Raw genomic sequence first — 12466 nt, 5'->3', positions numbered from 1 at the left:
CGAAGCTTCGGCCGGTTAGCGCCGGAAGCGGATGTTTCTGCAGCGCCTGTGAATGGGCCTTCCTGGCCGTCCGTCTCAGCTGCCACAGCCCAGGCGCGAACATATGCTTGCGTGCGCGCCTCCCCCTTATTCAAACTGTCGTCGGTTGAGGAGCTGGGGGACCGCGGTGGCGTACGCAAAGGGCATGCATCCGGGAACCGTATGGCATAAGGCCGACCTACAGTGTCATTCACCACGAGATCGCGGGTGGCAAGGCACAGCCTCTCTTCCGGGTGGCCGCCAAGCGCAAGAACATGCGCGGCGTGCCTGGGCGGCCGAGTTCATCGCCGCCTGCAAGGAAAGGGGGCTGAGTATCGCGTCCATCACCGACCATCATGACATCTGCCTGGCAGATTATGTCAGGATCACCGCGGAAGATGATGATAGCTTCGTTTTCTATCCCGGTATCGAGATAACCTGCAGAGACAACGCGCAATGCCTGGTTATTTTTGATCCCAGATGCGGCGTTGACTTCCAGAACAAGGTCCTTGGCCTTCTTACTAACGCGATGCCTGCCGGTCGAGAGGAGGAGAAAACATGCGTGATCCAGCCGATCGGGAGGACCGTAGCCGAGCTGTACCAAGCAATACTTGATGACGAGCATCTCCGTGAGCATTGCATCCTCTTCCCACATTTTGGAAACCAGGACACTTCTCACAAGAGCCTGAACGAGGTGGGGCATCACCACCGGTTCGCATCCCTCGGTTGCGACGGCGTTTACGTTGAAGTCCCGATCGCTCAAGTGGACGAACTGACAAAGCGGAAGATCCGTGGAGAGATCCCGGACTGGGGTAGCCGTCGCCGCGCCCTTATCCCGACAGGCGACAATCGACGGGAAGACTGGGCCCGGCTCGGTGCTCACGGCTGCTGGATAAAGCTGGGCGAGCCGACCATAGAGGGCATCCGTCAGGCGCTTCTTGCGGATGAAGCGCGGGTCGCGTTCGAGGCTCCCAGGGAGCCGGACGAGCGCCTGGTTACACTGACGGTGCAATCCACACTGTTCGGCAATGATCCCGTCAGCATTCGCTTCAATCCCGGGTTCAACGCCATAATTGGGGGCCGCGGCTCAGGCAAAAGTGCGCTTCTCGAATACCTACGATTTGGGCTCGGACGCACCGCAACTGACATGCCGGGCGGTGAATCCCGACTGAAGGACCGTACCGCTAAGCTGATCGAGGAGACGTTAAAAGACGGCGGTTATGTTGAGGTCGCTCTTGAGCGGGAAGGCATCGCCGAGACTTGGAGGCGGGACTACGCGAACAGAGAAACAATCTCTGTACGCGATGCTGCCGGCAGCGAGACCATAGTTCCCCTCGGCGATGCCCAGCGCAGGTTCCCTGCGAGGGCTTTCGATCAGAAGGGACTGTCATCGACGATGACTGACCCCAAGCGGGCGGCGGACCAGATCACGGGCATCGCGGCCGCCGAGGAGGTCGAGCAGCGGCGCAGGATCGACGAGGATATCCAGTCCGCGAAAAGGTCGGTGACGCTGGCTTTGCAACAACTCGCCGCCTACTGGCAGGCCCGGCTGGACGCTCAGCGGAAGACGGCTTTCACAAGCGAAATGCAAACTAGAGCATCACTGGTGGCGGAGCGACTCAGGGCGGAAGGTGTAAGTTCCGAGGCTCGTGAGATCATCGCCAAAGCGCCCAGCTTCGCGCAGAGTGGCGCTTATATCCGACAGCTTGACGCTAGCATTAGCTCGGCAGTAGCCGAGTTAACTGCTATCTCGCCAAGGGTACTCAGCGCGGCAGGACAGGCGCCGAACGACGCCGATCTACCCGTTATCAGTCAGTTGAAGAAAGATGCCGGCGAGGCGCGAATCGCCGTTCAGCAGCATATCCAAGAGGCGATCCGAGCACTTAGTGAGTTAGATCGGCTGAAGAACGTTGCGAAAGTCGCTTTTGGACACGAAGAATTAGCGTTCAGGGAGATCTACGAGGAAGCTCGCCTTGAGCAGCAAGCGCATCGAGCGATCATCGATGAGAACGCTAAGCTGACCGAAGCTCTTCAGGCTGCAAAGCAAGAGGAGCAGGCTGCGGCAAAGGCGGCAGAAGAGGCCAGTCACGCGGTCGACGGTTTGGCCACAGCATCCGAGCGCCTGAAGGAACACCTAGAACGCCGCCGCCGGGTTCTTAAAGATGCAGCCGCCAAGGTCGCGGACCACTCCAGCCAAACCCTCAAAGCAAGGGTGAAGGCCGACCCCGTTCCGTCCGAGTATGTGGATGCGATAGCGGCTCTCCTAGAGGGGAGCCGGGTTTCAGACTGCCGCGAGCGGATCGGGGACTGGATCAAAGCGGCACTCAGCAGTGATCCAGGAGCCTGGGCTTCGATTTCCGGTCAGATCCTTCAGCTGTACGAGACCAAGTCGATGGCTGGCGCGCCAGCCGAGCCGGGGGATACGCTCCTCACCCGTATCCAGGGGTTATTCTTTGGAGGAGGACAGCTGACGCCCTTCGCCGCTACCCGCGTCTATAGTCTGCTGTCCGATGCCACCGTCGGAGCCGTCCTGTCGGCGGCTCCACGAGACCACATCATTTTAACTTACTTGGATTCGAACGGAAAAGATCTCGCCTTTGAGAAAGCATCGGAGGGACAGCAGGCCTCAGCGTTGCTCGAACTACTGTTGCGTCAATCGGCCGGGACTCTGATCATCGATCAGCCCGAAGACGATTTAGATAACAACGTTGTCATGAAGATCGTAGAGCTAATCCGCTCGTCGAAAACCAACCGTCAGCTCGTGTTTGCCACGCATAATCCGAACATTGTCGTGAACGGAGACGCGGATAAAGTAATCACGCTGGAGGGTGGCCGGGCAGACCCGCGACCGGGTGCGGAGAGCCCTCGCGTGGGATTGAAGACTGACGGAGCAATCGAGACGCCATCTGTAAAGCGCGCAATCACTGATATAATGGAAGGCGGAGAAATGGCTTTCGACCTTAGACGGCGCAAGTATCGGTTCGGAGTAGAAGCAGCCTTAACTTAAGGAACCGCACCGTCCATCTTGGATGAGCTCGAATGCGTAGCGGGCTCTCCCCCCTATCCCGGCCCCCTCACCCCCTCCGCTTTCCCCGCACCTTCCGCACCGGCCAGTCCACCACCCGGTCCTCGAGGTCCTCCGGCGGCACCTCGTCTTCCGTGCCGGAGACCCTCCCCCGCACGGAAACGCCGGCCTCGTGCACCGTTTCGGGACTTCCGGACACCAGCGGGTGCCACCAGGGGAGGTCGTGGCCTTCGTCGACCAGGCGGTAGGCGCAGGTGAGCGGGAGCCAGCCGATGTCCTCGACGGTCTTGGGCGTCAGCTGCACGCAGTCCGGCACATGGGCCTTGCGGTCGGGGTAGGATTTGCAGCGGCAGCTGTCGCAGTCGAGCAGGCGGCAGGCGACGTCGGTGTAGTAGACCCGCTCGGTCTCCTCGTCCTGCAGCTTGAGCAGGCAGCAGCGGCCGCAGCCGTCGCACAGGCTCTCCCATTCTTGTGACGACATCTCGTCGAGCCGCTTCACCCTCCAGAAGGGGGCGGGCTTTAGGGTCGTGGCTTGCGTCAAGGGAGCCGGGCTGTTCCAAAATACCGCGCGGCATGGCTCTTGCGCGCGCAGGGGGCGTGGCGTCAAGTCGTGTCTGGGCAGGACGCGCGCGGCGATCGGGGGCTTTTTTCGAGTGGACGAGTTCGGCGCAAAGGCCCGCGCGGCATGGAAGGCGCTCCTCGCCCGCCTGCGGCCCCAGGCGGAACGGACGCTCGACGCGCTGGAGGCCGGGCAGGCCCGCGGCCGCGCAAGGCTCGCGCAGGCGCGGGCGGAATCCGAGCAGGCGGCGGCGGAGAAAGCCGCCGCGCGCGCCGCGGCCCGGACGGAGCGCAAAGAGGCCGCCGAGCGGCGCGCCGCGCTGATGCGGCGGACGGGCGCCGGAGCGGCGGCGGCCGGCGGCGCGGCGGCTGCCGCGGGCGGCGGGCGGAAAAAGTTCGACATGCGGCGCACGCTGCTGGCGCTCGATTCCTGGCTCGACGACACGGTCTGGCGCATCTGGCCGGGCTTCTCGCGGCAGTGGGACGGGGTGTGCGCGGCGTTCGACGCGTTCCGGGCGCGCGGCTGGCGGCGCTGGACGGTGGAGCTCGCCTGCGAGGGGCTGACGCTCGGGGCGGCCGGCGCGGTGCTGCTGCTCGCGCTCGCCACCCCCGCCTTCCAGGACACGGTCGGCGACTGGCTGAACCGCGGCGACATCTCGGTCACCTTCCTCGACCGGCACGGCGTCGAGATGGGCAAGCGCGGCGTGATGCAGAACGACGGCATCCCGCTCGCCGAATATCCCGACCATCTGATCAAGGCCGCGCTCGCGACCGAGGACCGGCGCTTCTACCAGCATTTCGGCATCGACATCGCGGGCACGATGCGGGCGCTCGTCACCAACGCAAGGGCGAACGGCGTGCGGCAGGGCGGCTCCTCGATCAGCCAGCAGCTCGCAAAAAACATCTTTCTGACCAATGAGCGGACGCTGGAGCGCAAGATCCGGGAGGCGTTCCTGGCGCTGTGGCTCGAGCACCACCTGACCAAGGACGAGATTCTGAAGCTCTATCTCGACCGGGCCTATATGGGCGGCGGGGCGTTCGGGGTGGACGCGGCGGCGCATTTCTATTTCGGCAAGAGCGCGCGCGACGTGAACCTCGCCGAGAGCGCGATGCTGGCGGGCCTGTTCAAGGCGCCGACCAAGTTCGCGCCGCACATCAACCTCGCGGCGGCGCGCGCGCGGGCGAGCCAGGTGCTCGACAATCTGGTCGACGCCGGCTTCATGACCGAGGGCCAGGTGCAGCCGGCGCGGCTCGGCCCCGCGACGCCGGTTCCGACCGCGCAGGCGACGAGCCCGGACTATTATCTCGACTGGGCCTATGCGGAGGTGCGCGGGCTTGCGCGCGACGGCGCGTTCCGGGGGCAGCGGGTGCTGACGGTGCGCACCGCGCTCGACCCGGCGCTGCAGCGCCACGCCGAGAGCGCGATCGAGCAGACGCTCCGGCAGTATGGCGAGCAGTACGACGTCGACCAGGCGGCCGCGGTGGTGATGGAGCCCGAGGGGGCGGTGCGCGCCATGGTGGGCGGGCGCGACTACGGGCAGAGCCAGTTCAACCGCGCGACCGACGCGCTCCGGCAGCCGGGCTCGTCGTTCAAGACCTATGTGTACGCCGCCGCCTTCGCCTCCGGCCGCTACACGCCCGAGGCCTACATCGTCGACGCGCCGTTCTGCATCGGCAACTGGTGCCCGCGAAACTACGGCCGCCGCTTCGCCGGCCGAGTCCAACTCCTCAATGCTTATGCGAAATCTATCAATACTGTGCCTGTACGTCTCGCATTGGCAATTGGACAGAAGCCGGTGATCGATCTTGCGCATCGCATGGGCCTGCGCAGCAAGCTCGATCCGGGGCGCGCCTTCGCGTTGGGGGTCGAGGAGGTGACGGTGCTCGACCACACCTCGGCCTATTCCACAATCGCCAACGGCGGGCGGCGCGCGCCGCCTTACGCGGCGATCGAGGTGGCGGACTCCAAGGGCGAGCTGATCTGGCGGCACGACCGCGACACCAAGCCTCCCGAGCAGGTGCTCGCGCCTTACGTGGTCGCCGACATGACGCGGATGATGCTCGCCGTCACCGAGAACGGCACCGGAGGCCGGGCGCGGCTCGACGGCTACCAGGTGTGCGGCAAGACCGGCACGTCGCAGTCCTATCGCGACGCCTGGTTCGTCGGGTTCACGGGGTCGTTCGTCGGCGGCGTCTGGTTCGGCAATGACGACTTCACCACCACCAAGGAGATGACCGGCGGCTCGCTGCCGGCCATGACCTGGAAGGAGATCATGACGTTCGCGCATCAGGGCCTCCCGCCGCGCCCGATCCCGGGGCTGAAGCTGCCGCCGGGCGCAGCGGTCGCCGCGGCCGGCGCAGGCGGCGGCGACGATGGCCTGCCGCGCTCCCGCAACCTGACGGACGGCGCGGCGCGGATCCTCAACGCGATCGTCTCGGACGTCACCGCGGCCGGCGGTCCGAAGCCCGAGAGGGCTTCGCTCGAAATCCCGGCCGGACGCGCCCCGGCGCAGGTCGCTCAGTGACACGGACGCGGCGATGCGCCTGATCCTGCTCGTCATTCTGGTCTTCGGTCTGGCCGCCGGCATCGGTCTGGGGGCGACCTGGTGGACCGTGGCGCATGGCCTGCCGGTGGCCCGGCTCGCGATCGGCCCCTGGCGGGCGGAGCCGGACGCCGGCACGCTCGCGGCCGATCCTTACGAGCGCGCCGGAGCCGCGCGGCGAGGCGAGGCCCCGCTGGCCGCCGGCGACGGGCTGCCCTTCACGGCCGAGACCGACGACGCCGGACGGCCGCTCGACCTCGCCTGCGACTATGCGCTGGAGGGCCGGCTGCCCAATGCGCGGCTCTGGAGCCTGGCGGCCTTTTCGCCCTCCGGCAGCCCCATCGAAAGCCAGGGCGAGACGGTCGGCCTGAACAGCGCGAACATCATCCGGTTCGACGGCGGCCCGCTGCGGATCGCGCTGTCGCGGGAGGCGCGACCCGGAAACTGGCAGCAGCTCAGCGGCGCCGGGCCCTTCGTGCTGAGGCTGACCCTCTACGACACCACGATCGGCACGCCGCTTGACCGCTCCGATCCGGACGCGCTGCTCGCGATCCGGCGGGAGAGCTGCCGATGATGCGGCTGCTTTACGCGCTCGCGCTGGGGGTGACGCTCGGCGGCCTCGTGCACATCGCGACGCTGTTCGCGGTGCCGCTGATGGCGCCGGGCTCCGCCTATGATCGTCTCGCGGGCGCGGCGCCGGTCGGCCGCTTCGCGGTGCTGCCCGAGGCCGGCGCGGAGACGCTGCCGTTCCGCGACCCGAGCTTCGTGGTGGCCGCCTGCCGCTACGATCTGGCGGCCGGCCCGGTCGCAATCCGGGCGAGCCTCCCCTCCACCTACGGCTCCATGTCGGTCCACAACCGCTACGGCCAGCCGTTCTATGCGCTCACCGACAAGGCGGCGACCGACGGGGCGGTCGAGGTGACGATCCTGAGTTCGGACGACGTCGCCGCGGCGGAGGTCGAGGAGGCGCCGGAGGGACGGCCCGCCCTGCGGATCGTGTCGCCGACCGCGACGGGCTTCGTGCTCGTGCGGCTGTTCGCGTCCGGTCCGAGCGCGCGGCCGGCGCTGCGGGATCTCGCCGGCAAGGCGAGTTGCGACCGCGAGCCGACGCGTCAGATCAGCCCTTGAACACGCCTCGCGGCGCGCCGAGCGGCCTCAGGCTCGCCAGAACGTCCTCGAAGGCGTCGATCGCGCCCGCGACTTCGATCGAGGCCCGGTCGGGCGTCGCGAGAATCAGCCGATCGAGCGCATAGCGGTAGGAGATCAGGCGCTCATCGAATGACTCGCGCACCCAGGCGATGAACAGTCCGTTCTCCTCGATCCGCGCGAGCGCGTTCGATTGCTCGGCAGGCTGCACCTCGGGCGCCAGGCCGAGCGCCCTGCGCCGCGCCCGGTCCGCGGCGGCGACCCGCGCGGCGACCTGGAAGAACGGGTCGATCCGGAGCGTGTCGGCCACGACGTCGTCCTTGAGCCGGGCGTAGCGCGCCGCGCTCGATCGATAGGGCTCCGCGAGCAGCGTCTTCACGTAGGACGCCTTGTCGAACCTCCGGCGGTCGACCGGCAGGATGCGGGTGCGGCGCAGCTCGGCGAGCGCGCGCTGGCGCCGCTGCGCCTCAAGCGGCGGCATCACCACGGCCCACCCGAGATCGCGCAGCAGTCGTTCGTCGTCCGTGAGAGGATAGGCGGAGACCGGCTCCCGGCGCGCGCGCGCCAGAGCGTCGCCGGCGGCCGGCATCAGCTCGTCGTGGATCACGTTCGGGACCGGCCGGCCGAAATCGCCGGTCGCGGGCCCGCAGCCCGCAAGCGGAGCGACGAGGAAAGCCGCCAAACCGGCCAGCGCGGCGCGTCGTCCGGCGCCGGGCGGCGGGTCGGTCGCCGCCAGCGCAGGAGCGGCGCTCACGATGCGGGCGGGATGCGCTCAGCCGCGCGCTCGGAGGTGGACGGCCGCGCGGGCGGCCTCTCACGCTCGTAGCGGACGCCGGTGAAGAACAGCACCTCGGCGCTGCGCGCCGGATTTGCGCGCCGCTGCGGCGGTCGGGACGCCGGTCGCGGCGTCTGGAAGGCGAGCACCAGGCCCATGTCGCTCCTCCCCGTCAGGGGGTTGGTTCGCTCTGGGCCCGGGGCGGATGGCGGATGCGGGCCCTCGTCATGAGATTGAGCGGCCGGAATGGTTAACGGCTCGTTACCGTCGCCAGAACCATGCGCGTCTCAGCCGCTCCTTTACCGAATGCTAACCATAGTGCGGGTAGCGTCCCAACGTGGGACGGCCGATAAAACGCGGCGTCCTCCCTGCGAACACGGACGATCGATGAGCGACGAGCTGCTGCCCGTAGAGACGCTCGACCGGCTGAGCCGTCAGGAAGGCGTCGACGTGCGCCCGATCCTGGTGCGTGTGCTGACCGATCTGTTCATCCAGAAGCCGCACCACGCCCCCGAAGAGGTCGCGCGCTACGAAGAACTCGCGCTTCAGCTGATCGAGACGGTCGACGCCCACACCCGCGCGATCGTGGCCCGCAAGCTCGCGGAGGAGCCGCGCGCGCCGCGCCGGCTGATCGACCGGCTGCTGCAGGACGAACCCGCGGTCGCGGCCCCCATCCTTGCGCGCTGCCTGGACGTGCCGCGTCATGTGCTGCTGACGGTCGCGCTCGACGGCGGCGCGATCGAGGCGAGCGCGGTGGCGCTGCGGTCCGACATCGACAGCGACATCATCCGCATCCTCTCGCATCACCCGGACGACCTGGTGCTCGAGAGCCTGGTCGCAAATCCGGCCGCAAAGCCCGGCGAGGCTTCGCTCGCCGCGCTCGTCTCGCGCGCGCTCGCCGCGCCCCCGCTCGCCTCCGCCGTGCTCCGCCGCCAGGATTTCGACGCGGCCGGGCTCGCGCCGCTCTATCTGCTGGCGAGCCGCGAGCGCCGCGCCGAGATCCGTCAGGCGCTGGAGAGCCGCCCCACCCGCCCGGCCTTCGCGGCGCGGCCGGTCCGCAACGCCGACGCCGTGGACGCGGCCCTGGTGGAGGCCGCGACCGAAAGCGGCCGCAGCCATGTCATCGTCGAAGCGTTGGGCGAGGCGCTTGGACTCAAGCCCGAGGAGGCCGCCTGGCTCGCCTCCGAGCCGAGTGGAGAGGCGTTCGTGATGATGCTGCGCGCGACGGGCGTCGACAGCGATTCCGTGGCCCGCGCGCTGCTCGTCGGCCAGCCGGAGATCGCCGCCTCGGTGGCGCGTTTCTTCGAGCTCGTCGAGGTCGCCGAGAGCACCTCCCGGGCTGTGGCCGGCGACATCGTGGCGGCTCTGACCAGAACCGAAGCCCGCGCGCCGGCGCGGCACGAGCCGTTGCTCGACCCCTCCGGGACGCCCGAACGCGCCGGCGCCGCGCGCGCCGCGCCCCGCGCCCGCCGCACCTTCTCGCGGGCCGGCGACGTGGCCGCGCGCCAGCGCGGCTGACGCTCAGTCCTCGTCGAGGAAGGCCCGGCCCTGCCGGTCCTCGACCGCGACGATCCAGATGTCGGAGTCGAAGCGCAGTTCGCGCGCGAGCCGCTCCTCGATGGTCAGCCCGTCGACCGCTTCGAGCACGCGCTCGAACGACCGGCCGCGCGTATCATCGGCCTCGCTCTGGGGAGCAGGCGCATAGAGGTCGTTGCCGCCGTCGAGCCGGTCGATCACCAGAAAGATCGCGCCGGCCTCCTTGGCGCCCCGCCGGCGGACGAGCGCGAAGCCGCCCTCGAGGTGACAGCGCCGGACATAGGCGGAGACCCAGAAGTCGGAAGTCAGGCGGGACGACATCAGCCGCGCCGCGTCACTGGAGCTGCGCGCCGGTCATCGCCTGCAGGGCCCGCAGCACCTGGGGCGACGGCTCGCCGGTCTCGGGCATCTTGTGGTCGCGCTCGAAGCTGCGGATCGCGTTGCGGGTTTCGGCCCCCATCTTGCCGTCGATCGTCACCGGGCCGTAGCCGATGCGGGCGAGCGCGCGCTGCACGGCCATCAGCTTGCCGGCGGGCATCTCGGTCGAACCGGTGGTGGCCGGCGCAGCCGCCGCCGGCCGCGCGACGGGCGCCGGCGCCGCGGCTTCCGCCTTGCGCGGCGAGGCGATCAGCGCCGCCGCCAGCAGGCCCTCGCTCGGCGCGCCCGTCTGATCGAGCCGCTGCGCCTGCTGGAAGGCGCGGATGGAGGCGCCGGTGCGGGCGCCCATCAGCCCGTCGACGGGGCCGTCATAATAGCCGAGGGCGGCGAGCGCCGACTGGATCTGGGAGACGAGCTCGTCCGGCTTCGCGGCCGGAGCGGCCGCGACTGCTTCCGCCTTGACCGGCGGGACGAACGCCTCGGTGCGCGGACGCGCCGGCTGCAGCGCCAGCGCGTTCACGAACACCATGGCCACGCAGGCCGCGGCGAGCGCCCCCGCAAGGCAGTCGAGCGGCCGGCGACGCAGCACCCCCGCGACGGCGGACAGGATCCCGTGCGGCTCATCGAAACTGCGCGGGTCTGGGCGGGCGCTAGGCACGTCGTTTCATCCTCAGGGTTTGGGGTTCGTTCGCCAGGCCGAGGCTCGCTTCGGCGCGCGGCATGGAGGTCACGACGCTGGCGCCGCCGCGGCAGTCGGCCGGCAGCAGGATCGTCACCCGAGTGCCCCGGCCGAGCGAGCTCTCGACCTGCATCTCGCCATTGTGCAATGCCACAAGGCCGCGCACCACCGACAGGCCGATGCCCGCGCCCTCATGACGCCGCCCGTAGCCGGCGTCGGCCTGGAAGAAGGCCTCGCCGAGCCGCCCGATGTCCTCGGGCGCGATCCCGACGCCGGTGTCGCGGACCGAGAGCGCCAGGCCCTTGTGGCGGCTGCGGACCTCGACCCAGACCTCGCCGTCCCGCGGCGTGAACTTGATCGCGTTGGCCAGCAGGTTGATCAGGATCTGCGTCAGCGCGCGGCGGTCGGCGTGGATCTCCGCGACCTCGGGATCGACATGCGCGGAGAGGCGCACGCCGGCGGCCTGCGCCTTCAGCGCCATCAGGCTCACGCAGTGCCCGACGATCGGCGCCGCCTCGCAGGGCTCGGGAAGGATCGCAAAAGCGCCGCTCTCGATCCGCGCCATATCGAGGATCGAGTTCACCACCTCGAGCAGATGCGCGCCGGAGCGATGGATCAGGGCCGCGTAGTCGGCGCGCCGCTCGGGCGCGAGGCGGCAGAGCTCGTCGTCGGAGAGAATCTCCGAGAAGCCGATGATGGCGTTGAGCGGCGTCCTCAGCTCGTGGCTCATATGCGCCAGGAAGCGCGTTTTGGCGACGTTCGCCTGCCGGGCCTCGTCGCGGGCGGCGACCAGCGCCTCCTCATGCGCCTTGCGCTCGGAGACGTCGCGGAACACGGCGACGAGTTCGGCCCCCATGGCGGCCGCCGGCGGCAGCGGGCGCATCTCGGTCCAGATGAAGCTGGGCGCGCCCACGCGGCCGTCCTGCGGGTCTCGCCGCAGCCGGACTTCGACCGCCCTCGGCCCATGCGAATCCTTCGCCGCCGCCAGCGCCTGCAGGAAGGCCGGCCGGTCGGCGATATGGATTCGGGCCAGAAGACCGCCGCCCAGGAGTTCCCGCGGCTCGACGCCAAGCATCGCCCTCGCGGCGGGCGACGCGAAGCTCACGGCGCCGTTCGGCCCGTGACGGGTGACGAGATCGGCGACGGAGCCGGCGAACAGATCCGCGAGCGCGCCCCGCTCACGCTGCGCGTGCTCGGCGGCGCCGAGCGTCAGCGCCGTCCGCGCGGCGAGCGCGACGCCATAGACGCTCGCCACCAGCACGCCCGCGACCGCGAGCGCCGAAGCGTCGGGCGCAGGCGCCCCGCCGGCGACGCTCACCAGTGCGAGGGCCGCGAAGGCGGCGGCGCTTGCGGAGGCCGCGGCCCACACGGCGCGGCGGCCGCCCGACAGCGCAGACTCGATCAGCGGCAGGGCGAGCCAGGCGGTGGCCGCGGAGGCCAGGCCGCCCTGCACCGCCCCGACGCAGGTCGCGAACGACGCGAAGGCGACCGCAGACAGCGCGCAGGCGCGGTCGAGGTCGCCGGAGCGGGACAGCTGGAGAGCGATCAGGATGGGCGCCACGGACAGCGCGAAAGCCGCCAGGTCGAGCGCCGACGGCGCGCGGCCGAGCGCCAGCAGCACGGGCAGGACGCCGAACGGCAGCACGCCGAGGATAAGATGGGTCGCCACGAAGGCGCGCTGGCGGAAGCTGGCGCCTGCGCTCGTTTCGGCGGACACACGGAGCCTGGCTGCGACCTGCTCCGCGAACGCTTTCAGATCCGCGAACTGAAGCAACACGCACACTCCACGCGTCGACGCCCTGGAACCG

11 protein-coding genes are annotated in these 12466 nt (G+C 69.2%); 5 read left to right on the top strand and 6 right to left on the bottom strand.

Annotation, left to right across the window (positions count from 1 at the left end):
- The first annotated feature begins 52 nt into the window (after positions 1-52).
- Entirely contained in the window at positions 53-3025 is a 2973-nt protein-coding gene (locus tag GGR24_RS02715; RefSeq protein ID WP_343066170.1) for a TrlF family AAA-like ATPase, read from the top strand.
- Positions 3026-3092: 67 nt separating this feature from the next.
- Here the strand turns inward: GGR24_RS02715 and GGR24_RS17550 are convergent, their stop codons facing one another.
- Positions 3093-3584: a YcgN family cysteine cluster protein gene (locus tag GGR24_RS17550; RefSeq protein WP_281375284.1), complete on the bottom strand. Its 492-nt coding sequence runs from the start codon at positions 3582-3584 to the stop codon at positions 3093-3095.
- Between the two features lie 112 nt (positions 3585-3696).
- Here GGR24_RS17550 and GGR24_RS02705 point away from each other — a divergent pair, with 112 nt between their 5' ends.
- Genes GGR24_RS02705 through GGR24_RS02695 form a run of 3 tightly spaced genes read left to right on the top strand, consistent with a single transcriptional unit; the run spans position 3697 to position 7272 of the window.
- A complete protein-coding gene (locus GGR24_RS02705) occupies positions 3697-6126 on the top strand; it encodes a transglycosylase domain-containing protein (protein ID WP_343066169.1) in 2430 nt (809 codons plus the stop codon).
- 13 nt (positions 6127-6139) lie between these two features.
- Positions 6140-6718 carry a DUF1214 domain-containing protein gene (locus GGR24_RS02700; RefSeq protein WP_183393745.1) on the top strand — a complete coding sequence of 193 codons (579 nt, stop codon included), beginning with the start codon at positions 6140-6142 and terminating at the stop codon, positions 6716-6718.
- Positions 6715-7272 carry a DUF1254 domain-containing protein gene (locus tag GGR24_RS02695; RefSeq protein WP_183393744.1) on the top strand — a complete coding sequence of 186 codons (558 nt, stop codon included), beginning with the start codon at positions 6715-6717 and terminating at the stop codon, positions 7270-7272. Before GGR24_RS02700 ends, GGR24_RS02695 begins: the two co-directional genes overlap by 4 nt.
- Here GGR24_RS02695 and GGR24_RS02690 read toward each other — a convergent pair.
- Together GGR24_RS02690 and GGR24_RS02685 are read right to left on the bottom strand one after the other, a co-directional pair.
- The gene (locus GGR24_RS02690) at positions 7262-8044 is read right to left on the bottom strand and encodes a hypothetical protein (RefSeq protein WP_183393743.1); all 783 of its coding nucleotides are present in this window, start codon (positions 8042-8044) and stop codon (positions 7262-7264) included. The genes GGR24_RS02695 and GGR24_RS02690 overlap by 11 nt on opposite strands.
- Positions 8041-8223 carry a hypothetical protein gene (locus GGR24_RS02685; RefSeq protein WP_183393742.1) on the bottom strand — a complete coding sequence of 61 codons (183 nt, stop codon included), beginning with the start codon at positions 8221-8223 and terminating at the stop codon, positions 8041-8043. The genes GGR24_RS02690 and GGR24_RS02685 overlap by 4 nt, the downstream gene beginning before the upstream one ends.
- Positions 8224-8452: 229 nt before the next feature.
- On the opposite strand from GGR24_RS02685, the gene GGR24_RS02680 reads away from it, so the two are divergent.
- Positions 8453-9583 (top strand): DUF2336 domain-containing protein, encoded by a 1131-nt coding sequence (locus GGR24_RS02680; RefSeq protein ID WP_183393741.1) that lies wholly within the window; start codon positions 8453-8455, stop codon positions 9581-9583.
- 3 nt (positions 9584-9586) lie between these two features.
- On the opposite strand, the gene GGR24_RS02675 is transcribed toward GGR24_RS02680, so the two are convergent.
- From GGR24_RS02675 to GGR24_RS02665, 3 genes are read right to left on the bottom strand one after another with little or no spacing between them, the layout of a single operon-like run.
- Complete coding sequence (locus tag GGR24_RS02675; RefSeq protein ID WP_183393740.1) at positions 9587-9922, bottom strand: DUF1491 family protein; 336 nt, start codon at positions 9920-9922, stop codon at positions 9587-9589.
- A gap of 13 nt (positions 9923-9935) precedes the next feature.
- Entirely contained in the window at positions 9936-10637 is a 702-nt protein-coding gene (locus GGR24_RS02670; RefSeq protein WP_183393739.1) for a peptidoglycan-binding protein, read from the bottom strand.
- Complete coding sequence (locus tag GGR24_RS02665) at positions 10630-12435, bottom strand: sensor histidine kinase (RefSeq protein WP_343066168.1); 1806 nt, start codon at positions 12433-12435, stop codon at positions 10630-10632. The genes GGR24_RS02670 and GGR24_RS02665 overlap by 8 nt, the downstream gene beginning before the upstream one ends.
- Between the last annotated feature and the right edge of the window lie 31 nt (positions 12436-12466).

The sequence above is a fragment of the Hansschlegelia beijingensis genome (assembly GCF_014196425.1).
GTDB lineage: Bacteria > Pseudomonadota > Alphaproteobacteria > Rhizobiales > Methylopilaceae > Methylopila > Methylopila beijingensis.
The sequence above is the reverse complement of the archived record's forward strand: the minus strand, read 5'-3'. Positions and strand labels throughout refer to the sequence as shown.

Excerpts from the sequence above, each read along its gene's own strand:
- GGR24_RS02695 (WP_183393744.1), top strand. The coding sequence starts at position 6,715 with ATGATGCGGCTGCTTTACGCGCTCGCGCTGGGGGTGACGCTCGGCGGC.
- GGR24_RS02715 (WP_343066170.1), top strand. The coding sequence starts at position 53 with ATGGGCCTTCCTGGCCGTCCGTCTCAGCTGCCACAGCCCAGGCGCGAA.
- GGR24_RS02675 (WP_183393740.1), bottom strand. The coding sequence starts at position 9,922 with ATGTCGTCCCGCCTGACTTCCGACTTCTGGGTCTCCGCCTATGTCCGG.
- GGR24_RS02685 (WP_183393742.1), bottom strand. The coding sequence starts at position 8,223 with ATGGGCCTGGTGCTCGCCTTCCAGACGCCGCGACCGGCGTCCCGACCG.
- GGR24_RS02700 (WP_183393745.1), top strand. The coding sequence starts at position 6,140 with ATGCGCCTGATCCTGCTCGTCATTCTGGTCTTCGGTCTGGCCGCCGGC.
- GGR24_RS02680 (WP_183393741.1), top strand. The coding sequence starts at position 8,453 with ATGAGCGACGAGCTGCTGCCCGTAGAGACGCTCGACCGGCTGAGCCGT.